Origin of the sequence: Flaviflexus ciconiae, from assembly GCF_003971195.1 — a bacterium.
In the GTDB taxonomy this organism is placed as follows: Bacteria; Actinomycetota; Actinomycetes; order Actinomycetales; family Actinomycetaceae; genus Flaviflexus; species Flaviflexus ciconiae.
The window spans coordinates 2,782,925-2,809,373 of sequence record NZ_CP034593.1; the positions used below are offsets into that span (position 1 = coordinate 2,782,925).

The following is a 26,449-nucleotide window of genomic DNA, read 5'->3' on the forward strand; positions in this document are numbered from 1 at the left end:
CCACTATGCACGTGCGGTGCGACAGAATGAGTCCTTGTATTCGACAACGGTCGATGACTAAATGAACATGTGCATCTCCCTTCCGAACTCAGGGCCTTCATCCGAGCATCGCTTGTCGACCGGGTGCAGGGTCGCCGCGAAAAGAGCCCAACGCAGGTCCGCAGACGCCGGATCGTCGTCACCATCACCCTCCTTCTCGGGGCCGCCGGGCTCGGAGCCGCACTGGACGTGGCTCCGGGAGAGCCCCTCTTCTATGTCGCCTCTCTCGGCGTTGCCGCTATCTGGACCATCGGCGCCTTTGCCTCAGGGCCGCTGTCGCGCGGGCGCTCGTGGACTAGAGAGGGCGAGCCGGGCGGGCGCGCGGTCGTCCAGGGTCTCATCCTCGGAGGATCGCTCCTCGCCGTGTTTCTTCTCGGGGCTATGGTCGTCGGCCAGGTCGATTTCCTCAGAGGCCCGGTCGATGATCTTCTGGAGCATGCGCACTTCGGCAATATCGCGATTGTCGCTGCCGTGACTGCGATCAGCGGCATCGGCGAAGAGCTGTTCTTTCGCGGCGCTGTTTTCGCGGCGATGCCACGCCGCTGGGAAATCATTGGCTCGGCACTGATCTACACCCTTTCGACCGTGCTTTCTGGCGTCCCGCTCCTGAGCTTCGCCGCGCTATGCCTGGGACTCTTGACGGGCGCGCAGAGGCGTGTCACCGGCGGAGTGCTCGGCCCAATTGTGTCGCACCTAACATGGTCGCTAGGTATGCTGTTCCTTCTACCGTCCGCACTATCGATTGGAGATCTCCTATGGTGAGCGAGAATAATGGGGCGCGGCGTGCCCTGGTCACTGGAGCCAGTGGTTTCATTGGATCGCGGCTCGTACCGGCCCTGTTGTCGGACGGGTGGAAGGTGCGCGTCCTGGCGCGGACGCCCGACAAACTCGATGTTGCCTGGAGGGATGATGTCGACGTCTTCCAGGGCGATGCGACTGATGATGAGGACCTGAGTCAAGCTCTCGACGGCATCGATGTCGCCTACTATCTCCTGCATTCAATGGACGGCAAGGGCGACTTCATTGAGCGCGACAAGAAGCTTGCCCAGGGCTTTGCCAAGGCCGCCGAGCGGCATTCCGTCGGCAGAATCGTTTATATGGGCGGCCTGCACAACGACGAGGCGGAGCTAGCTCCGCACATGGCATCTCGCGCCGAGGTTGGGCGGATACTCGAGGAAAGCGGCGTGCCGACCACAATCCTCCAGGCCGGAATCGTGCTCGGCGAGGACTCGGCCTCGTTCCAGATGCTGCGCCACCTCTCAGAACGGCTACCGATCGCGATCGCCCCCAAGTGGGTGACAAACCAAGTCCAGCCCATCGATATCGACGACGTCATCCACTTCCTGGTGCGCGCCGCGGACCTTCCGAGCGAGGAATCGGGCGCACTCGATGTCGGCATGGAGCAGACCTTGAGCTACCGGGAGATGATACGCCGCTACGCGGAGGTGACTGGGCTGTCGAAGCGGTTCATGGCGACAGTTCCGGTGCTCACCCCAGCACTGGCGAGCAGGTGGGTTGGGCTCGTCACCCCCGTCGGCGCCGGCGTAGCCCGACCCCTGGTCGGTAGCCTCATCGACGATGCGGTAAAGGGACAGGGTAGCGCGCGCGACGCATCCGAGGTCCTGGGGGACCCTGAACGCGGGCTCATGAACTTTGAGAAGTCTATCGAGACCCGGACGAAGGATGTGGACACGAAACGCTTCTGGCGGGTCGGACGCAGAGTCATCGCCGCCGTCGGAGCCGCGGCAGTCACCGGGAGCATCATGACCAAACCCGACGGAACCTGGTATCAGTCGCTGAAGAAGCCGTCCTGGCAGCCCCCCGCTGCAGTGTTTCCCATCGTCTGGACAGGACTCTACGCAACGATTGCGGCAGCATCGACGATGACGATCGCGGAGCGGATCGAGAATGGCGACGAGAAAGAGGCGCGCGACTACGCGACCGCGTTGGGCGCGAACCTCGTGCTCAACGCTGGCTGGTCGGGTGCGTTCTTCCGTGGGCATTCGCTCCTGCTCAGCGTCGCAACTGCCGGACTCCTCACGGCCAGCAGCGCCGACCTTGCACGGAGAGGCGGGCGGACTCGCCCGCAGATCGGCGCGCTCCTCAGCCCCTATGCCCTATGGTGTGGCTTCGCGACAGCACTGAGCGCTGCGATAGCGCGCCAGAACGCGTGAGCGGAAGATGACGACGCTGGTCGCGAGTCGTGCCAAGACGGACGGCGGCAGACGCGCAATAGTCTGAGACTGCCGAGGAGACGACGCGTTCGCGGTCCGCGACCTTCAAGAACGGCGATCTGAAGTGGCTTCGGCAGTCGTGGCTTGAATCCACGCGTCGGGCAGATTTCGATCTTGCTCAAAACCCGGCCTGGCGCGGGCTCCAGATCCTCGACGCGGTCCACGGCGGTCCGAACGACACATTCGATATCGTCGAGTCTTGGGCTACCTGCCTGGACGACCGTGGCGGGTTCGGTGTCCTCCACGAGAGCTTCCGATTTCTGAGGTAGGTCGCTTGTACTGCCTCGATGGAGAGGTGCGCCAGCCCTGTGACGCGCGGCAAAGCGGCTTGCTGTCTCTCGCTCCTGTCTGCTGAGCGGTCGCTATGCTCGCGGCAGCCCTTGACGCGGTAGGACCGTGAAATGAGAACCGGGGGGAGTGCAACACGAAGGCGTTCCGTGCTCAACTTCTCATAGCTATGATCGCCTCCCCGTCCGATTGCCCTGCGGTGTCGAAATGAGAACCGTGTTGCGACAGCGGCCTGTTAGCGAACGCGCTCCCCGACCGGACCGATCTCGGCCCGGTCGGACACCAGCTACCGACACGATGAAAGCCGGGGCTATGAGCCGCACCTTCGCAGAGCCCCAGGAGTTCGCGCAGAATGTCTGTGAGATGCAGAGCTAGTTCAACGACACGTATCCATAGTCGAGGCTCGTGAAGTCGATGTTGCGTTGATTGGAACGATCCGTCGAAACCGAAAGGCCGAGGGTAGAGATTCGGCGGTTGAGTATGTAAACGGTGATCAGAGAGTCAAGGTTTCCTCGTCTCACTCTCCTGTGCCGGGCAACCTGACGTAGTGTTCCCTACTTTTGAGCATATTGTAAGGGTCGTCTCATTCGGGAAACTCATGTGGATGCAAGCTCTCCGGCAAGCCGATGCACTTTCTCGTTAATCTCGTCGCGAACCAGGCGCATGCGTTCTTCACCTTCGATTCCACGTTCGGATGGTTCATCAATGGTCCACGTTTCGATCGTACCGACCATGTCACTAACGGGCTCAACCTTCGCCTCGTTTCCGATAATGACGATGCGGTTCACCGTTCGTAGCAGAGCGGGGTCCATCGGCTTGGGGTATTCGCCATCCATGCTGGCCCCTACCTCCTCGATTGCTGAGGCGGACATGGCGTTAAGTGAGGTTCCGGGAACAGTGCCGACGGAATGAACGTCAATGGCGCTACCGGCATGGTGACGCATGAGAGCCGCCGCCATCTGCGACTTACCGCCATTCTTTACGCAAATGAACAGAACGGAGGGTTTCTGTATTTCAGTCATGATGGGCTCCTCTGAGAATGGTCGATGGTCAATGAAATCTGGGGAGCGGGTATTGAGGTCGGCACGAGAGGTTGACGTGCCGAGGTCTGTTGCTGAGTTAAGCGTTCTCCCCAGTCTTGGTCGCGCGAATAATTGCCCCGTGTATACCCTCTGCAACCTCGTGGGTAAAGAGCACCTCGGCGTCGGTGAAGCCAGCTTGCTTGAGTCCTTCAAGGTATTCGGACTTGGAGAGCGCACCTGCAATGCAGCCGACGAACGATCCTCGTTCGGCGCGTTCGGTGGGATTGAGGCGATCCTCGGCGACAATGTCGGTTATGCCGATTCGGCCGCCAGGATTAAGCACGCGAAACATCTCTGTCATGACGGTGTTCTTGTCGATCGACAGGTTGATGACGCAGTTCGAAATCACAATATCCACCGAGCTGCCAGGTAAGGGTATGTCTTCGATTGTGCCCTTGAGGAATTCTACATTTGTGGCACCGGCCTTTGCTCTGTTCTGTTCGGCAAGCTCAAGCATTTCGTCCGTCATGTCCACGCCGTAGGCAAAGCCGGTCTTGCCAACACGGCGTGCTGATAGGAGCACGTCAATTCCGCCACCGGAGCCAAGGTCGAGAACAGTTTCGCCCTCACGGAGTTCAGCGACAGCTGTCGGATTCCCGCACCCGAAGGAAGCGGCAAGAGCTTCCGCGGGGATAGCGCCCTGCTCTCCGGCGGGGTAAAGGGCGGAGCCGAAGCCCTCCATGGTCGTTGCGTCGCTATCACAGCAGGAACTGGTCTTGGTAGGGGTGCAACAGGAAATGTTCCCGGCGGGCGCGCAACATGTGTCCTCGGTGGAGGTGCAACAGGAACCGTCGCTACTGGAAGTGTTGTGTGGGATCTCTTGGGCGGGCGCGCAACACGATTGGCCCGTGTCTGTGGCAGGTAGGCTCGTGCGATTGTCTAGGCCAGCGGCAACAGCCAGTTGGCCATATGCGTCGCGCACCTGCTCGCGAGTAATGCCGGTGCCTGGCTCCGTCACTATGAGCCTCCTATCGAAAAGCTTTAATGTATTAATCCTGCAGAACGTATCGAAGATTTTCAATACGTGATTTAGCATGGGGTCATGACTGTGAGGATCGAGCTGCCGATTGCACATATCGATTCGGGGGAGTGCTGTACTCCGGCGACCAGCAGCGTTGGCGACGATGCTGACATTGACCGGCTAACCCGCGTATTTAAAGCCCTCGGTGATTCCACCCGGCTGAAGCTGCTCCTCATGATTGCGGAGTCGGATCCGTCCGAGCTCTGTATTTGCGATCTGACAGAACCGGTTGGGCTTGGCCAACCGACGGTTTCTTACCACATGAAGCGTCTGGTGGATGCTGGGCTTGTCACGCGGGAAAAGCGTGGAAAGTGGGCGTACTTTCAACTGATTGATGGGGCATTGGAGTCGGCGGTCCGGGTATTGGGCTTGGAGTTATTCCAGACAAAATGACGTTCCGTGATTCCGATTGAGTAATGATGAGCGTCGAGGCTTAGCGGGCGGCTGAGAGGGTGGTGTCTCTTTTTCTTATCTATAGGATGGTTGAAGAAGGACGAACAATTCCGTTCAAAGCTACTGAGGGGAGTGTCTGTCATGACTTTCAACGTGTACCTTTCCGGTGAAATCCACAGTGACTGGCGTGAGGAAGTCCGCCGGGGTGCGGAAGAGGCAGGACTCGATGTTGTCTTCACTGCACCGGTGACCGACCATCCTGCGAGCGATGCGGCGGGTGATCATCTCGGTGATACCCCCAGTGACTTCTGGCGTGACCACCAGTCTGCGAAGGTTAATGCGATCCGCACCCGTACCTTGATTGAAAAGGCTGATCTTGTTGTCGTCCGATTCGGTGACAAGTACAAGCAGTGGAATGCGGCATTCGATGCTGGCTACTGCGCCGCTCTCGGCACCCCCTACATCACGCTCCATGATGAAGATATTGTGCATGCGCTCAAGGAAGTTGATGGTGGCGCGCAAGCCTGGTGCAAGACCACTGATCAAGTTGTGGAGACCCTCCGCTACGTCCTCGAAGATTAAGTTTCGGCGGGCACGAGTCCGCTTGCTTGGCTTGACGCGTCAGTGATTCGAGAAAACAGTTCTGAGGTGCCATCCGTTGGCGAACTCTGCGCGCACAGCGTTGGCGCGCAGCAACTTTGCCTTCCTGATGCGTGACGGCCAGTCCCAATGGAATGTGACGTTAACGGTCTGAGTCTTCTGGGGACGAAGCGGTCAATTGTATCCTGGACTGTCAGATCAGCGTGCCCTCGGTGGTAGAGGCTATGGCTCTGCGGTGCTCGATGCCTTTGTGTGCGGTTACATCCCACGAGAAATCGTGCTCAGTACCTTTGGGCTTGAGGGCAATACCGATGCTCTCGCGGCCGAAATAGACTCCCCGGCTACCCCTCGTATTGCTGAACTTGCTTAGCACGATCACGTTACTTGCTGATCTGAAGCTCGATCTTCCCTCCGGTTTTGCCGAGCGTCAGTTTGTTGCTGGTCCAGCCAGTCCTACGTCTGTGACAACTACGCCGCGACCTGGTCCGGGTTTACGTGCATGTCGTTCATCAACGAAGTCTTCGCGCGCCATATTGCCGGTTGGATTGTCGCCTCGACACTTAAACTGGAGTGTCGCCTCGACAGTTAAAGCCGAGATCCTTCCTCTCCAGGCCCTGGGAATGGCTGCCTGGCATATGGAACAACAAACGACTCCACGGCGAGTTCGCATACCAAACACCCCTCGAAGTTGAAGTGGCCCACTCTGCTGAACAGAATCACTTCTGGCGCCAACCCAGTGGCAGGGCGACTGGTCGGAACCAAACGCAGGTCAAATCATTTCCGGTTAGCGGAGCTTCTGTTCCCTTATGCGACCGTGCCAGCGCCACACCCGCCGCCCATCAGCTGTCTCGTGGAGGGACAGGCCGCTCGGGCGGTCGCCCTGGAAACCGTCAATGTAAAGGGTGCCGGGGACGTCGAGAGGAATCTGATATTCGCCTTCGGGCTTGTAAAGGACACGGATCCAGTCGGATACTCGGTTGCGGTTTGGGCGGGGCGGATTCATTCGGAAATTCCTGGCGCCAGGCAAACCGATTGTTGAATAGACCTGCGGTTGCCACGTCCCGTTCAGAGCGCTCTCGGCGGCTTTTTTGATTTTCTTGCGGCCCCGCCAAGCAAGCCAGCCAGTTACCCCTAGGGCAGTGGTTAGGAGAACGATCATGGAGCGCATCACCCATGGGCTTTCGGTGTAGGGCTCAGCCTCAGTGGACCAGACGGTCAGTTTGTCTCCGACGTCCCACGGGTCCCCACATCTCCCAACCGTCTCGGTCCTGCTCATTCCATCCTCTTGCCACGTCAGGGTGTATTGATCCCGGTTGCGACGAGTACAGAAATCAACTTTCTGAATGTTTGTGACGGTTGCGGTGGCCTTGGTGCTTTGCCCCATGATGTGCTGGACGTTGCCCGGATATCCAGCCACCCCGCCAAGCAGAACAATGACGAGGGCTATGACACCGACGAGGCCAACAGTAAACAGCACGCCGTTCCACATCTTGTGCGCACGCTCCAGGGCTTTCTGTTCTTCAAAAGACACAAACCATTTTTACCGAAAACGAGGAGCGTGTGGGTGAGATTCAATGGAGAGAGCAATCCAATGAAGAAGGGAAGTAAAGATCGATCCACCCGGTGCAGGCTGCCAATGACATCGAGAGTGAGTTGTAAAAGATGAGAACAAAGCAAGCAAAGTGCGAACGGTGCAGCGGCTGGGCGAGAGAAGCGACTGTTAGCATGGCGGGGACTTAATGAGCCGTATTCCAGGAGGAAACAGTGGAACTAAGTATGGATAAGGGCAACCAGTTTGTTGCCGAGACTCAGACACCCGAAGGCGCAGAAACCTGGAAGAAGCAACTGGATGAGTTCGCTCCCGGATCGTCCGACTGGGTTGTTGGAGCCGTCTTTGGTGGCACCTACCAGCGTGAAGGACTGGAGCTACGTGACCGGCAGATGTTGAACATGGCAGCGCTTGCCGCCATGGGAGGCGTCGAACCGCAGCTTACCGGCCACATCAAGACCGCTGTTGATGTTGCCGGAATGAGCAAGGAAGAGGTTGCCGAGTGCTTCGTCCACCTCATGCCCTACATCGGCGTACCCAAGACGCTTGCCGCAATGCGCTGCATGAAAGCGGCGTTCGGGGACTGATGCAACTGCGTCAGTGTTGAGCTGACCATTAAATTGCAACAGAGCCCCGGATGCGGAACAGCATGATTCCGTCCCGGGGCTTCGTGATGCTGGAGAAAGCGGTCGGTGCCTGGGTGTGTCGGTGCCGGTACGTCGTGAAACCGAGCGCCGATTCGGAAAGCACGGGCTAAGGTATGACAGCTGCCCGCTGCTCCATAATCTGCCAGGTTAGTTCTGATGAGTCTGGTTATCCCATGTAAACAACGGCCCGGGAGAGAGTTGCGAATGGGGCTTTCTGACTGCTGGGTTTCTCCCCAGCCATGACCCAATTGATCTGAGCATCAAGAATGTGGAGTACGTGATCTAAAGTGAAGATCTTAACGTTCAATGAGAACCGGAGAGGGCTGATGGATCCGGGAGGCGGTAGGGGCTTCGTTTTGGGGCGGTTTATCCGTGCTGAGGCCGCGGCCCGCACCACGTGACGTAGTGCTATCCACTGTTCGGTCGTTGCGGTGGCGAAAACGGTTCTCGTCAGAGCGACGGTGGCTAGCCTCTTTCCGTCATCCCTAAAAAACTCAGCTGAGTGCCCGGTGCGCGACCAGTGAATGAACCGGACCTCCGCTATGGCGGAGAACGGGAAGGTCCCCTTCTTGCTCCGGACCGTTCCTTCGGCGATAGAGATGGTCACGCGAGGTGGGAGTGCGTAACACGGAAGGATGAGGGCGGCCGTGGCTCCCGAGGTGATGAGAACAGCATCGATGGGAGCTTCGCTGCCGATAAGGCCGATGATGACCACGGCAACGACAGTTCCGAAAAGTAACCACATTTAAAGGCCGAGTCCCCGGTTACAGCGGACCGTGTGTGGAAGCGATGCAGGTGTCGTCACCCTGCCACTGTGACGACACGTAAGGCGTGGTGGTGATTGATAGTGGGGGAGGCAGACCCTGATTGTGGCGCTAAGAAAGGAATGTCCCCGGGTGCCTGTGAGAGGCTACCCGGGGACAGCGGTGAGTGAACCTAGTCCTTCTGCGTAGACCGTTCGGGGTTGGTCTCGGATTCCAACTCGGGATCGGTGTCCGATTCGGAGTCGGTTTCGGGACCTTCCCAGGTCTCGTCGATCTCGCCGCCGACTGCTAGGTCGCCAGCAACCTTGATGTCACCTTCGAGTAACCAGGCACCATCCTCATGTTGCCAGGTTGGCTCGGGGAGCGGATTGCCGTCCTCGTCGTATCCGGGTGCTGGCCTGCTAGCGCCCTCTTCGAGAGCGTCAGCGTCGAACGTTCGATCCCACTGCCTTGTCTTGACGGGGGCTTCGGCTGCGCGGTCTTCGCTCATTGCCTTGAGTAACGCCCACATCATGAAGAACTCGATGAGGAAGAACGGCAATGCCACGATAATGACAACGTGCTGGATTGCCGTGATGCCATCATCGGGTGCGATGAGGAGGAGGGCTGCGGTAACGGCGCCGATTCCAACCACCCAGCCGACGCGATAGATCGTGGGTGATTTGTTCTCTTCGCCGGTGGCAAACATGTCCATGACGAGCCCCGCGGAGTCCATTGACGTAATGAAGAAGACAACAATCACGATGAGTGCGATTGTGCCGACCAGGCCGTAGGCGGGATATTGCTCGAGCAGGCTGAACAACGCCATCTCGGTTCGGCCATTTTCGACTACGGGTTCTGTGAGAACCCCCGGATTGTCCTTTTCCATTTCCAGGGCAGCGCGGCCAAAGATCGAGAACCAGATGAGAACGAAGCCTGAGATTAGCCCAAGGACGCCGCCAATGAAGCCGCGGATGGTGCGACCGCGGGAGATTCGGGCAATAAACATCCCCACGTAGGGGCCCCAACAGATCGTCCATGCCCAGTAGAACGCCGTCCATGTGGATAGGAAGTCTGGGTTCTCGTTGTGGCTGTCAACCCAGAACATGAGCTCGGGGAGTGACGAAGCATAAATGCCGAAGGATTCGACGCTCTGCTCAATCAGGGTGAGGGTTGGTCCTGCGAGCAGGACGAAGATCATGAGCCCGGTGGCGAGCGCGATGTTGATGTTCGACAGGATCTTAATGCCCTTGTCGAGGCCGGTGCCGACGGAAATGCAGGCGGCGACGGTGATGAGAAGAATGATGGCAAGGTGAATGTGGGAGGCGATCGGCACATCCCACATGATGTTCATGCCAGCATTGATCTGGAGCACACCAAGACCAACCGAAACAGCGATACCGAACGTGGTGCCGATGATGGCGACGGCGTCAATGAGCTTGCCGGGCCACCTATAGATCTGGCCTTTAAGGAGCGGAGCGAACACGGAAGACATCCGCTCCGGCATTTTCCTCTTGTAAATGAAGTAGCCGAGCGCCAGGCCGGGCAGGGTGAAGACCACCCACATGTGCGCCGCGAAGTGATAGTACGTGAACTCGAAGGCCTGAGTGATGGCCTCCTGCGACATGGGTTCCATGTCGCCACGCGGTGGATTGTAAGCATGGTGCAGTGGCTCTGCCGCTCCCCAGAACATGAGAGTGGCACCAAGACCTGCAGCGAACAGCATCGCGAACCATACGGGAGTGGAGTACTCGGGTTCGTCACCATCGTCACCGAGCTTGAGGTTCCCGTACGGGGAAACAAACAGCACAATAAGGAAAATGAAGATCAGTGAGACGCCGCCAATATAGAGCCAACCGAAGTTCTCCATAAGGGCACCGGACACGTTGCCGTACAGCTGGCGGGCGCCCTCGCTAAATGCGATGGTGCCAGCGACAAAGACAAGAATGAATCCGCCTGCGGCTAGAAAGATCAGCGGATCTGTCTTAAGCCACGGCATAAACTTCCGGGGATTTTCCTGCCCGGTATCTGTCGTCTGTGCCTGATTTTCTGTGATCTCTGCGTTATTCGCTCTGGAAGACATAGTTCTATTTCAGGTAGGGAGCGGCGAAATTCTTAGCTTAGCGGGACCGCCATAACTATCCGAAGTGTTTTCCCAGAAAGTGTCTACTTGTCCATAATCAATGACTCATCGGGCAAAAGGTGATATTAGAAGCGCGTCAAAGAATGGTGCAAACGAATACTGACCACAGAGTGCTTCTAAAGGAGATTGCGAGAATCGAAACTGGGTGGAAAAGCTCCAGAAGATCTCCAAAAGGGTCATCAATGTGCGGAAACGTCGATCAACGTGGCGATGATCGGCCCGGGCGGATGAGAAAGCACAAGTCCCTGCCCAACGAATGTTCACCGGGCAGGGACAGGACCCTGAAGGGCTCGTTTGATTGAGGTCAGGCGGAGAGTGCGTCCGCTGCGGATGTTGACGGGCGGCCGATCAGATCCTGAAGGTCGGTGCTCTCCGAGTAGAGGGCGCCGTTTTCGATAGCAGGCTCCATCCCCGCAAAGGCAGCGGCGGCTTCCGTGGGGAGACCGAAGCTCTCGAGAGTGGCCCGGTATTCCTCGACGGACTGATCCACGTACGTGACCTCGGAGCCAATGACCTGGCCCGCGGCGTCGGCGATCTCCTGGTAGGTGAGGCTCGGGGAACCAGCAAGCTCGTAAACCTTGCCAGCGTGACCATCCGTTGTTGCCACAACGGCAGCGGCCTCGGCGTAGTCGCGGCGAGCAGCCCCCGAAACCTTCGCGGCACCGGCAGCGCCAAAGAACTTACCCGCGGCGCGACCGGAGTCGAGGGCGGAAGCGTAGTTCTCCCAGTACCAGCCATTACGCAGGATCGTGTGGTCAATTCCGGACTCGGCAAGGAGCTTCTCGGTATCCCGGTGTTCGGGAGCCAGGCCAAGCTCGGAGGTATCAAGGTTAAGAAGGCTCGTGTAGGCGATGAAAGAAACACCCGCGGCCTGAGCGGCCTCGATGATGTTCGAGTGCTGAGCAAAACGCTTGCCCACTTCGCTACTGGAAACAAGGACCAGACGATCGACATCCTCGAGTGCCTTCGTGAGAGCCTCCTTGTTCTCGTAGTCGGCTACGCGGATTGTCAGGCCGCGCGCTGCGAGATCGGCAGCCTTCTGGTCGTCGCGGACGATTGCGGTAATGACCTCGGGGGCCACACCCCGCTCAAGAAGGTAATCAATAACGAAACCACCAAGGTGGCCGGTTGCTCCAGTAACTGCGAAGTTCATGCTTGTCCTGACGTCGTGGGGAAGTCCAACACGAAAACAATAGCACTAACTAAAAGAAAGTGAATACTGGAAGTTAGTGAAGAAGTATTAGGGTGGGGGTATGGCCAGCAACGACGACACCCTTGGTTCGCTCCCGGACCCCAATGTTTTCTCGCGAATGTGCTCATCTCGCGACGTTTTTCATCACGTCACCGGAAGGTGGGGTGCGCTCGTCATCGTTGCGCTATCGGAGAACGGTGAGCCCATGAGATTCAGTGAGCTCCGCCGCCACGTGGACGGTGTCAGTGACCGTATGCTGTCCCAAACCCTTGCTCAGCTTGAACGTGAAGGGGTGGTAGTGCGAACCGTGCACAGTTCAATCCCGCCCCACGTCGACTACCAACTCACAGAGCTTGGAAACAAATTGTCCGGCCCACTCAGTGATCTCAAGGGAATCGTCGAAGGGGAACTAGGTGGCATTCTCCAGTCGCAAGAAGCCTACGATAAGGCCCATGCTTAGCTGATCGGGTGCTCGCTTAGGTGTTCGGGCGCTCGCTTAGCTGATGGGGCTGACACTTATCCGTTGAATCGCGCAGGCGTGTTTCCGAAGAATGGACCGGAATAGAAATCTGGGCGGAAGCACATAGGCTCGATTGCGAGACGAATGGAGAATTCGAATGGCTAATACAATCCGCACCACCCACGTTGGTTCGCTACCCCGCCCCGAAGCGCTAATCGCTGAGAACATTGCCCTTCAGAACAACGAGCTGGATCGAGCAGAGTTCGACGAGCGACTGCAGGCCCACATCAACCACGTTGTTGCCCGCCAAATCAACGCCGGAATCGACATCATTAACGATGGTGAATACGGCAAGCCCATGGTCGAGGAAATTGAACCGACCGCCTGGGTTTACTATGCCTGGCACCGCTTCGACGGCCTGGGCTTTGCCGAGCACAAGAACGGCATCATGCCGAACCCGAATGCTGTCCCCGGCAAGTACGATGAGCCGGAGCTCACGACCTACGCAAACCGTCGCGACTACCAGGCATTTAAAGAGGCATATCTCGCCGATCCGTACAATGCGGGGATCATGGCTGGTTTGGACAGCCCGACGGCGCCCGCAATCATCAAGGAGATCACCTACACGGGCCAGAATGCTGTGAAGGCTGACGCCGAGGGCCTCCGTGCAGCACTGTCTGGAGCGGGAGCTGAAGGCCGTGGATTTATCTCCTCAATCTCGCCCGGAATGCTCTCGTCCATGGGTAACGCCTTCTACGAGTCACGCCACGATGCTGGTATGGCGGTGGCGGCAGAACTCAATAAGGAATACCGGGCGATCGTCGATGCTGGACATACTCTTCAGATCGATGCACCCGACCTTGCCGACTCGTGGGACCAGATCAATCCCGAGCCGACCGTCGACGAGTACCTCAAGTACATTCGTCACTCAGTCGAAGAGATCAATGAAGCCATTAAGGGCATTGACCGCGACCGAGTGCGTATCCATATTTGCTGGGGTTCCTGGCATGGCCCGCACACCACCGATGTTCCGTTCAACGACATCGTTGACACGATCTTTGAGGCCAACGCAGGGGGCTTCAGCTTCGAAGCAGCCAACCCCCGCCACGCGTGGGAATGGAAGATTTGGCAGGACCGGAAGCTCCCCGAGGGCGTAAAGCTGATCCCCGGTGTCATCTCGCATAACACAAACATCGTGGAACACCCCGAGACCGTGGCACAGTCGATCATCCGCTTCGCGGAACTCGTGGGTCCCGAGAACGTCATCGCCTCTACCGACTGCGGTCTCGGCGGGCGCCTCCACTCGCAGATTGCGTGGGCAAAGCTCCAGGCACTTGGCGAAGGCGCTGCCCTCGCAGAAAAGTACATGAGCCTATAAAGGACTAAACCGTCTGGTTTTTGCGCTCCGATGACTGACAGCGCGGCGACACGATTGTGTCGCCGCGTCGTCCTTGGGGCGAAGTGGGACTGGCGGGAGCGGGGATTGGGTAGCAATGTCCGCTGCCAATGGACTTTTCCGCTGTCCGCAAGGAACCTAGCCAATACTGGGGACTGTCGATAGGTTGGGCCGAGGACAGGTGGCCGGTGAGAATGCCGGCGCTCGATATCGACGATTGGAATCCTTTTGGCTCGCGTACCACTCAGTGTTCTTGACCTTGTTGGCGTTTCGGAAGGGGCAACGCCCCGGGATGCAATCGAAGATTCGATGAAGCTTGCGAAGATTGCTGACACGCTTGGTTATACGCGGCTCTGGTTCGCGGAGCACCACAACACTATTAATTTGGCCTCGAGTGCCACCTCCATCCTGATCGGACGTGCCGCCTCGGAGACCGAGCGGATCAGGGTTGGCTCGGGTGGCGTCATGCTTCCCAACCACGCACCTCTCATGGTTGCTGAACAGTACGGGACGCTCGCACAGATGTACCCGGGCCGTATTGATTTGGGTCTTGGTAGGGCGCCCGGAACTGACCAGATGACAGCGCGGGCTCTGAGCAGGTCCTCGGCTGAGCCGCAGGAGTTCGCGCAGAACATTTATGAGATGCAGGGGTGGTTTAGCGACCGGGGTGCGGGGCAGACCATGCCGATTGTTTCTGCTGTCTCCGCGGGAACAAACGTGCCGATTTGGGTTCTCGGCTCTACCGTAAACGGCGCATCGATCGCTGGCCAGCTTGGCCTGCCGTTCTCCATTGCCTCGCACTTTGCTCCGGACCAGGTGAACCAGGCGATTGCCGTGTACCGGGAATCCTTCACAACCGAAGCCCCCACCGCACAGATCGAGAAGCCCTACGTTCTTGCTGGAATTAACGTTCTTGTTGCGGACACCGCTGAGGAAGCGGAGCGGGAGTTCACCACCATTCTCCAAATGTTCGCCGACACTGCTATGGGGCGAAAGCGGAAGATCCAGCCGCCGATCGACCCCGAGCAGGCGCGGGAAATTGATAACCCGATGCTCAGAATCAGAGCGGTCGGTTCCCCGGAAAATGTGGTCCGTCGGCTCGACGAGTTCGTCGAAGAAACTGGGGCCGATGAAATCATCACGACCACCTACTCCTACGATCCTGTCGTGCGGGAACGCTCTTTGAAGTTGCTTGCTGAGAACTGGTTCTAAGCACCTAGTTCAACGACTACATATGTTGGCGGATGGCAGGCTGCGGCCTGCCATTCTTGCTCCGTCGAGCAGGCGTTCTCGTTGAATGTGCATAGCAAGTCGGAGCGTAATCTTGCTTGGTATGGTGGCGGGGATATCGCCGTATGCAAGGAGTGCAATGGACACGCAGCAGTTTGACGGACTCGTTGATCTCTTCGAAAAAGCCACCGACGGGGAGGGCAATAAGCTCAACATGCATTACCTGCTGGTCAAGCAGGCGGACAGGGAATTCTTCCATGCCTTCGGCGGGCGAACCGAGCCGTCGGACATTAGGTCGCTGTCGAAGACTGTCATGGCCCTTGTCCTCGGCACGATCGTCGAGAGCCGGGATGACTTCACGGAAGAGACTCCCGTGTGGCCCATACTCGAGTCGCTATGTACTCTCACGAATGAGGAAAACCGCGAGAAGCTTGAGCGGGTCAAGATCAAGCACCTTATGAACCACACGATCGGTTACGACAAGGTCCTGATGATGAGAGGGGATATCGGGCACCTCGATCCCTCCGAATACATTGATTACATCGTCAACGCTCCAATTGTGCACGAGCCCGGCAAGCACTACCTGTACTCGAATGCTGGGTTCTACCTTCTGTCTGTTGTCCTTCAGGAACTCCTTGGAGAAGATCTCGAAGACTACGTGCAGCGAGTTCTTTTCAATCCGCTGGAAATTACCGATTACAGCTGGGAGCGGTACGGCAAGTACCTTGCCGGTGCGACAAGGCTTTGGTTGCACCCCCACGATCTCCTAAAGATCGGTGACGTCTTGCTCTATGAAGGCGCGGGAATTGTATCGCCCAAGTGGATCGAGCGCATGAAGCAGTTCACCGAGTTCACGCCTGAGCAAGACACCCCAACGAATCCGCTGTTCCGACGCTGGGCTTACGGCTCCAGTCTCTGGCTGGGCAAGAAGAACGAGATCTTCTTTGGCCACGGAACGGATGGGCAGTCGCTCGTCATCGTTCCCGATCGTGAAGCAGTTGTTATTACGACCGCCCACCAGGTTGATGTGGTTCGCCTGGAAGAACTCGTCGACAAGGCAGTTGCCCTTCTATACTGAACCGGTCAGTCGTCGCACTCTCGGGTATCAGGTCGTTCCCGCTAGTGGCCCAGGAGGCTAGGGAACTAGGAAGCCAAGTGAACTGCGGCGGCATGGCAAAGGGCCTTCCCCTGGAGAAATCAATCTCCGCGGGAAGGCCCTTTGCTGTTCCAGCTATTGGGGTGGGTTCTTGACTATGTCAAAGCAATTGATTGGCGAGTGCTGCTGACCTATCGCCCGGGCCTACGCGGTACCCTGGCTGTGGCGCGAAGTTACCTCCGCAAGCTCGTCGTAGACGTTTCCGTCTACAAGCGCGAGGAACGCCTTCTCGAACACGTGGAAGTACTCGGTGTAGACCGCGTGGTTCGCCATGTTCGGCTCAATGAAGCCGTGAGTATGGACCATGTTCTCGATCGCCTCGTCAAGATCGGGCAGTGCGCCTGCGCCAACGGCACCGAGAATTGCTGCTCCAAGGACGGCGCATTCGGATACCTTGAGGCGTTCGACCCGGCGGCCGTAAATATCGGCCTGCATCTGGCTCCAGAACAGGGACTTCGCACCCCCGCCCGACAGGCGGATTGTGTCGAACGGGCGGCCGAGTGCACCTTCCATGGCCTCCACCGCCATGCGCAACTCGTAGATGACACCCTCGAGTACGGCACGAGCGGCATGCTTGCGGGTGTGGATCTGGGTGATGCCAAGCATTCCGCCGCGAGCATTGTCGTGGAAGTGCGGGTTGGCCTGAGAGTTGAAGAACGGGAAGAACAGGAGCCCATGACATCCGATCGGGGCCTCGGCGGCCTCGAGGGTGATGATGTCGTAGGGATTGAGATCTAGGGCCTTTGCGGCCTCGACCTCCGGTTGCCCGTAGGTGTCGCGCCACCAGCGCAGGACGACGCCCGCAGCATGGGCTGTTCCCTCCATGTCCCAGCGGTGCGGGATAGCGTGAGCGCCGAACGAGACACCACTGGTCAGGTTTTCCACCATGTCCGGTGCTTCATCGAGCTGGGCCACCATGACGGCCGCAGTGCCAAGCGACAGCTCCGCCATACCAGCCTTGTTGACGCCCGAACCGACAGCGGCACACTGCTGGTCGCCACCGCCGGGGGAGAGGACCGTCCCCTCGGCAAAACCGGTGGCCGCAGCTCCGGCTGCAGAAACCGTGCCAACCCGGCGCAGGTCCGGAACGAGGGGCGGCATGAGATCCATGTCGAGCCCCGCACGGTCGAACAGCTCCGGGGCATAATTGAGGGTCGTAATGTCGAACATGCCGTTGTAGTTCAGCGCCGAAGGATTGGCGAACAGCTCGGTCGATCCGAGGTTGTGGAGAATCCACTCCTGACCGTTCACGAACTTCCAGGTCTTCTCGTAAACCTCTGGGCGGTTGTCCTTAAGCCACTTGATCTTCGGGTAAACCCAGATAGCCGACGGATTGAGGCCGGTAATCGAGTAGTACTCGTCGTGCCCGAACTCCTTATTGATCCACTGGGCTTCCTTCGTTGCCCTCGTATCTGACCAGACGATTGAATCAATAAGAGGATCCCAGTTCTCGTCGACAGGAACGAATGAGCCGCGCTGAGAGGAGACGCCAATCGATACGACCTGAGAGATATCGCCTTTGAACCTGCTGGTTGCCTGCTTGGCGGCAATGCAGAGGCCTGCCCACAGCTCGTGCATGTCCTGGTCGACCCACCCGGGATGAGGGTGCTTTGTGCGGTACTCCGAGTATCCGCTACTCATGATGTTGCCCTGGTCGTCGAAGATCATGACGGTCGTGCCCGTCGTGCCAGCATCAATGCCAGCAAAGTACTTTTCCATGATTTCCTTTCGTCGCATCGTTGCGACATACATAGCCCCGGGAACCGAGATGGGTTCGCCGGGAACGTCATAGTGAGGTTGGGGAAATGGCAGGATCCGGATCTGGATCCGATACGGATATGTGCCATAAATTATAGCTAAAATGTCAGCTGAATAACACTGATATAGTTTGTCGTTCTGTGCTCACGCGAGCGGCCCAATCGTCGTGGGCGAGGGTGAACGACGTGGCCCCGCGATTAACTTCTCCAGTCAGAAAGCGCTGATCATGAGCTATGACGATCCGCGACTCGTCGCGATCTACGACATCGACAACCCGGACGGGCCGGACCATGACTTCTTCCGAGCCCAGGCCGGTGAACTTAAGGTGCGAACGATTGTCGACCTTGGGTGCGGAACGGAGATTCTTACGGTCACGCTCGCAGCGCCCGGCAGAAGAATCCTGGGAATTGATCCGTCGGAGAGCATGCTCAATTTTGCTCGGCAGCGGCCAGGTTCCGATCGGGTGGAGTGGGTGCGTGGCACGAGTAGTCGCATCGAACCGGATTCGGCTGATCTGGTGATTATGAGCGGCAATGTTGCCATGCATATCCTCGGCGACGATTGGCATCGCACCCTCGCCGATATTTCGGCTGGACTCACCTGTGGTGGACGGTTGCTTTTTGAGTCCCGCAATCCGCTCCGCGAAGCGTGGAAAGAATGGAACGACATGCCTTCGGAGAGAGATACTCCTGCAGGCAGGCTACGTGAGTCGCTGGTGACCGAGCCGCCCGGCGCCGACGGCATCGTCGTCATGCATGTTCGCAATGAATTCCTGGAAAGTGGCGCCGTCCTTCAGTGTGACCAGAAGTTACAATTCCGAAGCGCAGAACAGATACGAGCGGACCTTGAGAACGCGGGGCGCAGGGTGGCGAATGTGTGGCGAGACTGGGAGCGAAACCCGTTTGAGGGAACTCCGGCTGAGCCTCTTATGGTGTTCGAGGTGGCTCGGGCCGACGATGTGTGATGACTAATTGTCGAGTATCGAACACCGCGGCGGTGGCCGTGCTGAAAAAGCTATGCCCGACGATGCGTTGTTGGCGCCGGGCCTTTGCCTGGAACTGCTCTGTTGTTTGAGAGAGTAAGAGTTCCCCGGTCGCAAATGGACGTTATTATTTTCACCTAGTTCGGCGATTTCAGAATCTCGTTGGTACTCTGATGCTTGCCTAAAAGATCAAGGCTGGTGTGGTTATTCCAGCCCTCTTAGTGAGATGAAGTCGCATCCGTGCGAACCCCTGGCGCTATACATCCACTTGTGGGCGGAAGCGCCATCTCGCCGTGGTGCTGCCGTCCGCCAGAAAGAGATCTATCTTGAGCAAGAAGTAGCTTTTCATCACGCAGGTCATTATGACTTTCATTATGGTCTCGGTTATGTCGGGCCTCCTCAGCCTTATCTTCTCCGGCCCCTCCATGGAATGGCTGAAGGCCTGGCCCGGCCAGTTCATCATCGCTTGGCCCATCGCATTCTGCTTGACGATGGTGGCGTGCCCGGCCTCGATGGCACTCGGCAAGAAGGTTATGGGCCTTTCCAAGCCTCGCCCGGTTGCGACGCAGGAGGCTGAGCCGGTGACGGTTAATGCCTAGAAGCAGGCTTTAAGACAGCAGTGGGGGATGGTACTTACGCCATCCCCCACTTGTTGAATGCCTCGTTGTTCAGTGCCATCGACGTGCCCCCGCTGTTGAGCTTGACTGCCCGAGCAATGATTGCCCGAGGCCTTTGTGTCTGCACCGAGCAATTACTGCGCGAGCACCGGAGCCTTGGACGCCCTTCTCTGGTGCAGTGTAAGAACTCTCTGGCGTAACGGTAGGATGAATTCTGGATCAGAACGGGGGAGTGATGGACTCGAAGCTGATTGATGAGCTGGCTGAACTGCACGACCAAGCAAGCATGGTTGGCTGGGATTTTTCTCGGCTTGACGGTCGAATGAAAGCAGACGAGCCCTGGTGGGACTTTGAAGAGGACTGTGCCGTAGCCGTCCAATCTGCCGCAAGCGTCCTTGATATGGGAACGGGCGGTGGCGAGCGCCTAACGCGCCTCCTTGACGCGTTTGGATGGCAGGGGAGTCCAGCTATTTTGGCTACAGAAGGCTGGGAACCAAATGTTCCGGTCGCGAAAGAAGTCCTGTTGCCGCGCGGTATCGAGGTTAGACAGTACGACCCGGACAACGACGATCCGATGCCATTCGAGAACGACCAGTTCGATCTCATCATGTCTAGGCACGAAGGAATGGATGCGAGCGAGATTGCGCGAATTCTTGCGCCCGGAGGTCGATACCTGACCCAGCAAGTGTCGGGGTTCGATGCGGAAGAACTCCACGAATGGTTCGGCGCCGAATATCTCTACCCCGAGGTCACTGCTAAGTCATACGTCGCTCAGCTGGAAACTGCCGGGCTTGTTGTCGATACCGTGGATGAATGGGCGGGAGCAATGACGTTTGCGGATGTGCAGGCACTCGTCACCTATATTGCTCTTGTGCCGTGGGATGTGCCGGGCTTTCGAGTTGCCGATCATCGTGAAGTTCTAACCAAACTTGCGAAGAACTCTCCGATCGAAGTGACTCAACGCCGATTTCGCGTCTATGTGGTGAAATCACAGTGATGGTTGGGTTCCGCGTTGCTCGGAGAATTTGGCCGAGGGTCTTGTAGCCCATGTGATACCTACCTAGTGTAAACACATGAAGGTCGCATTCGTTAATGTCAGCATAGCGGTGCGTGACATCGAAGCCGCAATCGCATTCTTTACCGATCTCGGGCTTCACGTCGTTGGGCGCGACACCGTCCAGGGTGAATGGTCTGAGACGGCCGTTGGCCTCGACGGCAATCGTGCCAAGATCGCCATACTCGAGACGTCCGCTGGTGAGGGCCAGATCGAGCTTTTTGAGTACCTCTATCCAGAGGCAATCGAGATAGAACCGCTTGCGCCGAATACGGTGGGTATGCACAGAGTGGCCCTTGCCGTTGAGGATATTGATGTGGCCCTCGAGATCGCGGGAAAGCACGGTTGTCTCCCGCTGCGCGGTGTCGCGAACTACCAGGACGTGTACAAGCTGACCTATGTCCGTGGCCCCTCGGACATCATCGTCATGCTGGCGCAGGACCTTCGCTCGTCCTGATCCCTCGAAGGCCATTTGTGCCTGTTCGTACAGCGATTCTGGTGCTTTAGTCCCAAACCTTGCCGTGTGTGCACCAGAGACTTGGTCTGTCCGTTGATTCCCTTTCGCCAACCCCTATTATTTCCGTATATTGCCGTTAATATTGCGTGTGAGCCTACTTAAGGAGCGGGTATACATGAGGATTGTGATCGGGGCGCCTAGTAATGGTGCGGCGCTGAAGGAAGAAGTCAGGCAGTATCTTGAGCGCGATAATCGCGTCAGCAACGTTGTGGACCTATCGACTCCGGACGTTACCTATCCTGATGTTTCGATCCGGGCGGCGCAGATGGTTGTTGACGGTGAAGCAGACCGCGCCATTCTTATCTGCGGCACCGGTGTTGGTACCGCTATCGCGGCAAGCAAGGTCAGGGGCGCACGCGCCGCGACGGCCCATGACCTCATTACTGCACGGGGTGCGGTGGAGAACTACGATGCTCAGATCCTGTGCATGGGGCAGAACATTATCGCTCCCATCTACGCCACCGCCCTCGTTGATGTGTGGCTTGATGCGAAGCATGATCCGGCAGGTTTCTATGGGCCTAAGGTGCGCGAAATCAGTGACTACGAGTCCGGCACCGGGCGCGGATAAGGGGTAAACATGCCTGCAGAGAACGGAATCCTCACACCGGCGGAGATGGCGAGGGCAGCTGAAGACGCAGCTTTCGGTAAGGCCACAAGCCACCAGCTGAAGTCTTTTCTACTTGCACTGACCGCGGGCGGCTATATTGCCCTCGGCTTCGTTTTCTTTGTCACCAGCCAGGTTGGCGCGGCGGATATGCCATGGGGTGTCTCCAAGGTTCTTGGTGGCCTCGTGTTCTCCACGGGTCTCACCCTCGTTGTCTTGACGGGCGCCGAACTCTTTACTTCGTCTACTCTGACCTTGACTGCGCGTGCCAGTGGCCGGATTACGACATGGCAGTTGCTGAGGAACTGGGTGATTGTCTATCTCGGTAACTTCATCGGTGCCCTGACGATCGTTGCCCTGATTTTCTTCGCCAAGACCTGGGAGCAGGCCGATGGTGGGTGGGGAGCGGTCGTTCTTGATGTTTCGATGAAGAAGGTCAGCCACGGCTTCGGTGAGGCCTTCGCGCTCGGTATTCTCTGTAACCTCATGGTCTGCCTCGCAATCTGGGCTGCCTACGGCGGACGCAACACGATCGACAAGGTTGCGGCAGTCACGCTGCCGATCGCCCTCTTTGTGGCCTCCGGTTTTGAGCACTCGGTCGCCAACATGTTCATGATTCCCCTCGGCATCCTCATCGTTACCTTCGCAGGCGATGGGTTCTGGTCGGCGGCAGGGATCGACCCCGCGGCCTACGGTGACCTCACGTGGAGCAATTTCTTCGTTGACAACCTCCTGCCTGTCACGCTCGGCAACATTGTCGGTGGTGGCGTCATGATCGGCGTCCTCTACTGGACGATCTTCCACTTCCTCGACAAGCCCGGTAAGCCCATGCCAAACCCCAGCGTTGGTGGGCGCGAAGAAGATAAGTGAATGCTGTTGAAGGTGGTCGGTAGGCGAGCCTGAAGGGGCAGACGGAAGGCCCGAAGTGGGCAAGAGGGCGAGTTCTGTCCAGTCGAGTCAGCAGCAGATTGGGGATGCCGCCCGGGGAGTGTCGTGCTCCGGGCGGCATCCTTCGTATGTAGCTCTTTACAGTTGTCTGTGCAGTATCGATTTTCTCGTGTTGCCAGGGTCAGAGCATGAGTGCGGCGACCCAGGCGAACAGCAGCATTCCAACGTTGCAGTGCAGGAAGGTTGGGATGACCGAGTCCTTGATGTGGTCGTGCCTGCCGTCCGCGTTCAGACCCGCGGTGACGCCGAGCGAGATCGTTGAGGCGGGTGATCCAGCATCACCCAGGGCCGCGGATGCTCCCAGTAGTGCCATGGTGGCCAGCGGACTGAAGCCGAGCTCGAGAGCAAGCGGAATGTAGATCGGGGCGAGGATCGGAACGGACGCGAAAGAGTCGCCGAAACCGATCGTGATGAACAGGCCGATGAACAGCATGAGGAAAGCACCGAACGCCTTGTTGCCGCCAACGAAGTCCGCGGTGGCTGCGATCAGGGGTTCGATGTGGCCGGTCTGGGCAAGGAGCCCGGCGAAGCCCGAGGCAACGGTGATGATCACGGCAATCTGCGCCATCATCAGAAGGCCCTGAGTGAAAACATCATCCTGCGCATTCCACCTAAAGATCCCGCCAATGCTGAGCAGGATAAAGCCGACCATGGCGCCCATGAGTAGCGAGTCGAAGGCGATCTGGAAGTAGAGTGCGGCTGCCAGTGCCAGGATCGTCATGATCAGCGGGTAGGGGCGGAGCTTGATGCGTTCGGTCGCCGGGGCGGTTGCCAACGTCGAGGTGGAGAGAGGTGCCTCGTAGGTGCGGGGCTTGCGGTAGGTGACGAGCACGGCGAAAAGCATGCCGGCAAAGAGTCCCATGACGGGCCAGAACATGGCGCGAGGCGCCATGTCAGCCGTAGCCGTTAAGCCGTGGTCCGCACCGAAATCGTTGACGTTCGCCAGGAGAATCTCGTTGAGGTAGATCGCTCCGAAGCCTGTTGGCAGGAGCAGATAGGCGGCACTCATCGAGCAGGCAAGGATGCAGGCGACGGCACGCCGGTCAATCTTTAGGCGGTTGAGGACAACCAGGAGCGGTGGGATAAGGATCGGGATAAAGGCGATGTGGACCGGAACGAGGTTCTGCGAAAGCAGGGAGGCCACGACAAAAAGTCCGTAGAGGGCCCACTTCACACCCTTGTTCGTTTTCTGCTCGTCGGTCCCAACCTTCGTTGTCACCCAGTGGGCAAAGAGTTCAATGAGGCCGCTTCGCGACAGTGCGACGGCCAGAGCGCCCACCATGACGTAGGTGAGGCCCACCTGTGCCCCGGACAGCAGGCTGTCATTGAAGGCGCCTAGCGCCCCCTCCATTCCCATGCCGGCTTGGAGGCCGCCAAGCAGCGCAGCCGCAAGGAGCGCAATCGTCACCGGAACCTTGATGAGGCATAGCGCGACCATGACAACGATTGCCAAGACGACCGCGTTGACCGGATTCCCGGTGAGCTCCAGCGCGCCATAGACAGCCGCAAGGCCAAGGACTGTGACAACCACATGTCGTGGAAAGACCTCTTTTAGTTCAATTCGGTCTGACGATTTATTGGCTGCTTCTTCAGTTGTCATGCTCATTGCTAGCCCCCTTTCGCCCGTTATCGTAGCCCGCCTCATCTCCGACTATCGCTCGAGTTCACGTGCTGGATACGTGACGTCAGCGACTAGCCAAGCACCATTCGATACCAACTCGTTGGGTGAATATGTCCTGGATGAGACTGCTCGCCTACTCGTCGTGTCTGGTCGGAGGCTGAATGTTCTCGGTGCAGATTTGCCAGACTGTGGCGGAGGCCACCCGGCCTCGGTAGGGTCGAACAGAACGCAAAAGATCTTTGACTGGAATGCAAAGAAGACTCGGGAGGCTAAGGAAAATGGAACAGAGACCGGGACTGCGAGTCACCGACACGTGGGGCGCGGCAACAAACGACGACGTGACCATTGAACTGTTCGAAGCGCTCTATGAAGAACTCGGTGGCCCCGAACGGGACAATGATCTCATCACCCTCTCAGACGATGATGGGTGGAAACTTGAGTTCTCACGCGGGTCCGTCCGCTATCAGAACAGCGAAGCCGCCGGAGAAGTGGGCGCGCTCAATCTTGCGGACCGCGACGAGGCGCTCGCGGTAGCCGATGAGTTCATTCGCGGCGACCTCGAGGCACTGCTTGGCAGGTCCTGGGAGAAAAACTAGACCCGTGGCGTTCCAGACGCCAACGCTCGAGACCGAGCGGCTTACCCTGCGGCCCTTTGGGGCTGCCGATAAGGACGAGATCTACGCTCTTCAAAGCGATCCGTACGTACTCCGCTACTGGGACTCCTCGCCGTGGACTAGGCGGGAGCAGGCCGACCGCTTTATCGAGCGGTCGGCAACCATGGCGCGCGACGAAAAAGGTATTCGCCTGGCTGTTGATCGGAGATCCGATGGCGCGTTCGTTGGGTGGTGCGCTTTTAATGAATGGAACCCCGACTTTCGCAGTGGTGAGCTCGGCTACTGCTTTAAAAGGGAAGAGTGGGGCAAGGGCTACGCGACCGAAGCTGGGCGCGCCGTGCTTGAGTGGATGTTTGAGAACACGAACCTTAACCGGGTCCAATCGGCTGCCGACACTCGCAACCCAGCATCGGGCAAGGTGCTCCAAAAGCTCGGATTCATTCTTGAAGGGACAATGAGAGAAGACTGCATTGTTGATGGGGTCGTCTCCGACTCGTGGATCTTTGGGCTACTGCGCAAGGATTGGGAAAAGCTTCAAGCTTCGGCCTAGTAGGGAAGAGGGTACTGGCACTTCTCAGCCCAAGCGGTACCGGCAAGCGCGGAAGTGGGGCGTTGAATCTCTACAGCTTCTCGAGGCGGTAGGTTAGCCCGTCGAGGATGAGAGCGATCTTGTCCTTCCAATAGTCGCCGGGTACGCCGTCTTGGCCGAGGGCTTCCTCGAGAACCGTGATGTAGTCGGCAAGCTGCTCGTCGACGCCCGCTTCCATCGCCTCATGGAGGGAAGCGAGAGCGCCGGCTCGCATAGTCGGACCGTCGGGATTCGTCTTGGAATCGAGCTGTGAAATAAAGATGAAGGAGTCGATGACGGAATCCCCGACGCTGTCGACGACGAGCGCGGCCTCGCCGAGAGGGATATCGAATAGTTCGACGAGAGTGGTAACGATCTGCGCGGAACGGGAAAGCAGTGCCGGTGGGGCAATGGGCATGCTGCGCAGGTGTTGCGCCAGGCCCGAGTTGTTGCAGTAAAGCTCCCACAGTCTGTCGGCAATTGCTTCCAGGAACGTGCGCCAGTCCGTCATGGCTTCCTGCGGCCACCTGGCCTGCCGAATAGCCCTATCGGCGGCCTCGCCCAGCATGTCATCCCGATTCTTAATGTGGCCGTAAAGCGTTGAGGGGTCAACTGCCAGGCACTCTGCGACAGCAGCAATCGTTGCTCGGTCGATACCGATCTCGAGAACGGTATCGATGATGTTGTCTCGCGAAATCCGAGCAGGCCTGCCTACCTGCCGTGGCTGAGCGTCTCGCGCCATGATGCCCCTTCCCCTCGGTGCTCTTCACAACCTAGGATAAAGCACGGTTTCCCAATGAACATGGAAAATAGAGGGGGTTTGCATGGTCGAGGGTGTCCAGGCGTCCACAGAGGACATGGAATCGGCTGAATATCGGGCGGAAGAGAAGGTTGCGAGACCCTCTGTCCTTGCTCCGATCAGAGGCAAACTCATGGTCGCCAACGTCATGGTGCTCCTGTCGTCGATCTGCTCCGTGCTGCCCTTTATTCTCA

Annotated in this window: 27 protein-coding genes and 1 pseudogene; 18 read left to right on the forward strand and 10 right to left on the reverse strand. The window is 58.1% G+C overall.

Going from position 1 to position 26,449, the window contains the following annotated elements; translation table 11 throughout:
* The first annotated feature begins 69 nt into the window (after nucleotides 1-69).
* The 3 genes and pseudogenes from EJ997_RS12535 to EJ997_RS14175 all read left to right on the forward strand — a co-directional run.
* Nucleotides 70-801, forward strand: coding sequence for a CPBP family intramembrane glutamic endopeptidase (locus EJ997_RS12535; protein ID WP_126704838.1), 732 nt, complete (start codon nucleotides 70-72; stop codon nucleotides 799-801).
* Nucleotides 795-2,213: a tryptophan-rich sensory protein gene (locus tag EJ997_RS12540; protein ID WP_126704839.1), complete on the forward strand. Its 1,419-nt coding sequence runs from the start codon at nucleotides 795-797 to the stop codon at nucleotides 2,211-2,213. The genes EJ997_RS12535 and EJ997_RS12540 overlap by 7 nt, the downstream gene beginning before the upstream one ends.
* 80 nt (nucleotides 2,214-2,293) lie before the next feature.
* A pseudogene (locus EJ997_RS14175) lies at nucleotides 2,294-2,542 on the forward strand (YchJ family metal-binding protein); the annotation flags it as partial.
* 615 nt (nucleotides 2,543-3,157) lie between these two features.
* Here the strand turns inward: EJ997_RS14175 and EJ997_RS12550 are convergent.
* Both EJ997_RS12550 and arsM read right to left on the reverse strand, forming a co-directional pair.
* Nucleotides 3,158-3,583, reverse strand: coding sequence for an arsenate-mycothiol transferase ArsC (locus EJ997_RS12550; protein ID WP_126704840.1), 426 nt, complete (start codon nucleotides 3,581-3,583; stop codon nucleotides 3,158-3,160).
* Nucleotides 3,584-3,680: 97 nt separating this feature from the next.
* A complete protein-coding gene (gene arsM, locus EJ997_RS13660) occupies nucleotides 3,681-4,718 on the reverse strand; it encodes an arsenite methyltransferase (RefSeq protein WP_323052617.1) in 1,038 nt (345 codons plus the stop codon).
* Between arsM and EJ997_RS12560 the strand changes: the two genes are divergently transcribed.
* The gene (locus EJ997_RS12560) at nucleotides 4,686-5,057 is read left to right on the forward strand and encodes an ArsR/SmtB family transcription factor (protein WP_126704842.1); all 372 of its coding nucleotides are present in this window, start codon (nucleotides 4,686-4,688) and stop codon (nucleotides 5,055-5,057) included. The two genes, arsM and EJ997_RS12560, sit on opposite strands and share 33 nt — an antisense overlap.
* 141 nt (nucleotides 5,058-5,198) lie before the next feature.
* Nucleotides 5,199-5,639 (forward strand): YtoQ family protein, encoded by a 441-nt coding sequence (locus EJ997_RS12565; RefSeq protein ID WP_126704843.1) that lies wholly within the window; start codon nucleotides 5,199-5,201, stop codon nucleotides 5,637-5,639.
* Nucleotides 5,640-6,441: 802 nt separating this feature from the next.
* Here the strand turns inward: EJ997_RS12565 and EJ997_RS12570 are convergent.
* Nucleotides 6,442-7,188, reverse strand: a complete 747-nt coding sequence (locus tag EJ997_RS12570; RefSeq protein ID WP_126704844.1) for a hypothetical protein — start codon at nucleotides 7,186-7,188, stop codon at nucleotides 6,442-6,444.
* A 233-nt stretch (nucleotides 7,189-7,421) separates the two neighbouring features.
* Between EJ997_RS12570 and EJ997_RS12575 the strand changes: the two genes are divergently transcribed.
* Nucleotides 7,422-7,793, forward strand: a complete 372-nt coding sequence (locus EJ997_RS12575; RefSeq protein ID WP_126704845.1) for a carboxymuconolactone decarboxylase family protein — start codon at nucleotides 7,422-7,424, stop codon at nucleotides 7,791-7,793.
* A gap of 28 nt (nucleotides 7,794-7,821) precedes the next feature.
* Here the strand turns inward: EJ997_RS12575 and EJ997_RS13855 are convergent, their stop codons facing one another.
* The 4 genes from EJ997_RS13855 to EJ997_RS12590 form a co-directional block, all read right to left on the reverse strand.
* Entirely contained in the window at nucleotides 7,822-7,956 is a 135-nt protein-coding gene (locus EJ997_RS13855) for a hypothetical protein (protein WP_265936830.1), read from the reverse strand.
* Between the two features lie 63 nt (nucleotides 7,957-8,019).
* Nucleotides 8,020-8,598 carry a hypothetical protein gene (locus EJ997_RS12580; RefSeq protein ID WP_126704846.1) on the reverse strand — a complete coding sequence of 193 codons (579 nt, stop codon included), beginning with the start codon at nucleotides 8,596-8,598 and terminating at the stop codon, nucleotides 8,020-8,022.
* 191 nt (nucleotides 8,599-8,789) lie between these two features.
* Nucleotides 8,790-10,679, reverse strand: a complete 1,890-nt coding sequence (locus EJ997_RS12585; RefSeq protein ID WP_206501700.1) for a BCCT family transporter — start codon at nucleotides 10,677-10,679, stop codon at nucleotides 8,790-8,792.
* A gap of 364 nt (nucleotides 10,680-11,043) precedes the next feature.
* A complete protein-coding gene (locus EJ997_RS12590; RefSeq protein ID WP_126704847.1) occupies nucleotides 11,044-11,892 on the reverse strand; it encodes an SDR family oxidoreductase in 849 nt (282 codons plus the stop codon).
* Nucleotides 11,893-11,992: 100 nt separating this feature from the next.
* Here EJ997_RS12590 and EJ997_RS12595 point away from each other — a divergent pair, with 100 nt between their 5' ends.
* From EJ997_RS12595 to EJ997_RS12610, 4 genes are all read left to right on the forward strand, one after another.
* Entirely contained in the window at nucleotides 11,993-12,391 is a 399-nt protein-coding gene (locus EJ997_RS12595; protein ID WP_126704848.1) for a winged helix-turn-helix transcriptional regulator, read from the forward strand.
* 157 nt (nucleotides 12,392-12,548) lie between these two features.
* Nucleotides 12,549-13,769: a cobalamin-independent methionine synthase II family protein gene (locus tag EJ997_RS12600; protein ID WP_126704849.1), complete on the forward strand. Its 1,221-nt coding sequence runs from the start codon at nucleotides 12,549-12,551 to the stop codon at nucleotides 13,767-13,769.
* A gap of 246 nt (nucleotides 13,770-14,015) precedes the next feature.
* A complete protein-coding gene (locus EJ997_RS12605) occupies nucleotides 14,016-14,999 on the forward strand; it encodes an LLM class flavin-dependent oxidoreductase (protein ID WP_126704850.1) in 984 nt (327 codons plus the stop codon).
* Between the two features lie 157 nt (nucleotides 15,000-15,156).
* The gene (locus tag EJ997_RS12610; protein WP_164720018.1) at nucleotides 15,157-16,095 is read left to right on the forward strand and encodes a serine hydrolase domain-containing protein; all 939 of its coding nucleotides are present in this window, start codon (nucleotides 15,157-15,159) and stop codon (nucleotides 16,093-16,095) included.
* A 222-nt stretch (nucleotides 16,096-16,317) separates the two neighbouring features.
* Here the strand turns inward: EJ997_RS12610 and EJ997_RS12615 are convergent, their stop codons facing one another.
* Nucleotides 16,318-17,892 (reverse strand): FGGY-family carbohydrate kinase, encoded by a 1,575-nt coding sequence (locus EJ997_RS12615; RefSeq protein ID WP_126704852.1) that lies wholly within the window; start codon nucleotides 17,890-17,892, stop codon nucleotides 16,318-16,320.
* A 265-nt stretch (nucleotides 17,893-18,157) separates the two neighbouring features.
* Here EJ997_RS12615 and EJ997_RS12620 point away from each other — a divergent pair, with 265 nt between their 5' ends.
* The 6 genes from EJ997_RS12620 to focA all read left to right on the forward strand — a co-directional run bounded on the left by EJ997_RS12620 (nucleotide 18,158) and on the right by focA (nucleotide 22,575).
* Entirely contained in the window at nucleotides 18,158-18,895 is a 738-nt protein-coding gene (locus tag EJ997_RS12620; protein WP_126704853.1) for a class I SAM-dependent methyltransferase, read from the forward strand.
* Between the two features lie 380 nt (nucleotides 18,896-19,275).
* The gene (locus EJ997_RS12625) at nucleotides 19,276-19,512 is read left to right on the forward strand and encodes a DUF2798 domain-containing protein (RefSeq protein WP_164720019.1); all 237 of its coding nucleotides are present in this window, start codon (nucleotides 19,276-19,278) and stop codon (nucleotides 19,510-19,512) included.
* Nucleotides 19,513-19,765: 253 nt separating this feature from the next.
* Nucleotides 19,766-20,527: a class I SAM-dependent methyltransferase gene (locus tag EJ997_RS12630; RefSeq protein ID WP_126704854.1), complete on the forward strand. Its 762-nt coding sequence runs from the start codon at nucleotides 19,766-19,768 to the stop codon at nucleotides 20,525-20,527.
* 76 nt (nucleotides 20,528-20,603) lie between these two features.
* Nucleotides 20,604-21,041, forward strand: coding sequence for a VOC family protein (locus EJ997_RS12635; protein WP_126704855.1), 438 nt, complete (start codon nucleotides 20,604-20,606; stop codon nucleotides 21,039-21,041).
* Nucleotides 21,042-21,216: 175 nt separating this feature from the next.
* Complete coding sequence (locus tag EJ997_RS12640; RefSeq protein WP_126704856.1) at nucleotides 21,217-21,669, forward strand: RpiB/LacA/LacB family sugar-phosphate isomerase; 453 nt, start codon at nucleotides 21,217-21,219, stop codon at nucleotides 21,667-21,669.
* A 9-nt stretch (nucleotides 21,670-21,678) separates the two neighbouring features.
* Nucleotides 21,679-22,575 (forward strand): formate transporter FocA, encoded by an 897-nt coding sequence (gene focA / locus EJ997_RS12645; RefSeq protein ID WP_126704857.1) that lies wholly within the window; start codon nucleotides 21,679-21,681, stop codon nucleotides 22,573-22,575.
* A 199-nt stretch (nucleotides 22,576-22,774) separates the two neighbouring features.
* On the opposite strand, the gene EJ997_RS12650 is transcribed toward focA, so the two are convergent.
* On the reverse strand, nucleotides 22,775-24,259 hold the full coding sequence (locus EJ997_RS12650) for a Na+/H+ antiporter family protein (RefSeq protein WP_206501702.1): 1,485 nt from the start codon (nucleotides 24,257-24,259) through the stop codon (nucleotides 22,775-22,777).
* Between the two features lie 293 nt (nucleotides 24,260-24,552).
* Between EJ997_RS12650 and EJ997_RS12655 the strand changes: the two genes are divergently transcribed.
* Complete coding sequence (locus tag EJ997_RS12655) at nucleotides 24,553-24,870, forward strand: hypothetical protein (protein ID WP_126704858.1); 318 nt, start codon at nucleotides 24,553-24,555, stop codon at nucleotides 24,868-24,870.
* A 4-nt stretch (nucleotides 24,871-24,874) separates the two neighbouring features.
* On the forward strand, nucleotides 24,875-25,438 hold the full coding sequence (locus EJ997_RS12660; RefSeq protein ID WP_206501704.1) for a GNAT family N-acetyltransferase: 564 nt from the start codon (nucleotides 24,875-24,877) through the stop codon (nucleotides 25,436-25,438).
* A gap of 70 nt (nucleotides 25,439-25,508) precedes the next feature.
* Here EJ997_RS12660 and EJ997_RS12665 read toward each other — a convergent pair whose 3' ends face one another.
* On the reverse strand, nucleotides 25,509-26,198 hold the full coding sequence (locus tag EJ997_RS12665; protein WP_126704860.1) for a TetR/AcrR family transcriptional regulator: 690 nt from the start codon (nucleotides 26,196-26,198) through the stop codon (nucleotides 25,509-25,511).
* Between the last annotated feature and the right edge of the window lie 251 nt (nucleotides 26,199-26,449).

Excerpts from the sequence above, each read along its gene's own strand:
- EJ997_RS12540 (WP_126704839.1), top strand. The coding sequence starts at position 795 with ATGGTGAGCGAGAATAATGGGGCGCGGCGTGCCCTGGTCACTGGAGCC.
- EJ997_RS12550 (WP_126704840.1), bottom strand. The coding sequence starts at position 3,583 with ATGACTGAAATACAGAAACCCTCCGTTCTGTTCATTTGCGTAAAGAAT.
- EJ997_RS12560 (WP_126704842.1), top strand. The coding sequence starts at position 4,686 with ATGACTGTGAGGATCGAGCTGCCGATTGCACATATCGATTCGGGGGAG.
- arsM (WP_323052617.1), bottom strand. The coding sequence starts at position 4,718 with ATGTGCAATCGGCAGCTCGATCCTCACAGTCATGACCCCATGCTAAAT.
- EJ997_RS12565 (WP_126704843.1), top strand. The coding sequence starts at position 5,199 with ATGACTTTCAACGTGTACCTTTCCGGTGAAATCCACAGTGACTGGCGT.
- EJ997_RS12580 (WP_126704846.1), bottom strand. The coding sequence starts at position 8,598 with ATGTGGTTACTTTTCGGAACTGTCGTTGCCGTGGTCATCATCGGCCTT.
- EJ997_RS12585 (WP_206501700.1), bottom strand. The coding sequence starts at position 10,679 with ATGTCTTCCAGAGCGAATAACGCAGAGATCACAGAAAATCAGGCACAG.
- EJ997_RS12590 (WP_126704847.1), bottom strand. The coding sequence starts at position 11,892 with ATGAACTTCGCAGTTACTGGAGCAACCGGCCACCTTGGTGGTTTCGTT.
- EJ997_RS12595 (WP_126704848.1), top strand. The coding sequence starts at position 11,993 with ATGGCCAGCAACGACGACACCCTTGGTTCGCTCCCGGACCCCAATGTT.
- EJ997_RS12600 (WP_126704849.1), top strand. The coding sequence starts at position 12,549 with ATGGCTAATACAATCCGCACCACCCACGTTGGTTCGCTACCCCGCCCC.
- EJ997_RS12610 (WP_164720018.1), top strand. The coding sequence starts at position 15,157 with ATGGACACGCAGCAGTTTGACGGACTCGTTGATCTCTTCGAAAAAGCC.
- EJ997_RS12615 (WP_126704852.1), bottom strand. The coding sequence starts at position 17,892 with ATGGAAAAGTACTTTGCTGGCATTGATGCTGGCACGACGGGCACGACC.
- EJ997_RS12620 (WP_126704853.1), top strand. The coding sequence starts at position 18,158 with ATGAGCTATGACGATCCGCGACTCGTCGCGATCTACGACATCGACAAC.
- EJ997_RS12625 (WP_164720019.1), top strand. The coding sequence starts at position 19,276 with ATGACTTTCATTATGGTCTCGGTTATGTCGGGCCTCCTCAGCCTTATC.
- EJ997_RS12630 (WP_126704854.1), top strand. The coding sequence starts at position 19,766 with ATGGACTCGAAGCTGATTGATGAGCTGGCTGAACTGCACGACCAAGCA.
- EJ997_RS12635 (WP_126704855.1), top strand. The coding sequence starts at position 20,604 with ATGAAGGTCGCATTCGTTAATGTCAGCATAGCGGTGCGTGACATCGAA.
- EJ997_RS12640 (WP_126704856.1), top strand. The coding sequence starts at position 21,217 with ATGAGGATTGTGATCGGGGCGCCTAGTAATGGTGCGGCGCTGAAGGAA.
- focA (WP_126704857.1), top strand. The coding sequence starts at position 21,679 with ATGCCTGCAGAGAACGGAATCCTCACACCGGCGGAGATGGCGAGGGCA.
- EJ997_RS12650 (WP_206501702.1), bottom strand. The coding sequence starts at position 24,259 with ATGAGCATGACAACTGAAGAAGCAGCCAATAAATCGTCAGACCGAATT.
- EJ997_RS12655 (WP_126704858.1), top strand. The coding sequence starts at position 24,553 with ATGGAACAGAGACCGGGACTGCGAGTCACCGACACGTGGGGCGCGGCA.
- EJ997_RS12665 (WP_126704860.1), bottom strand. The coding sequence starts at position 26,198 with ATGGCGCGAGACGCTCAGCCACGGCAGGTAGGCAGGCCTGCTCGGATT.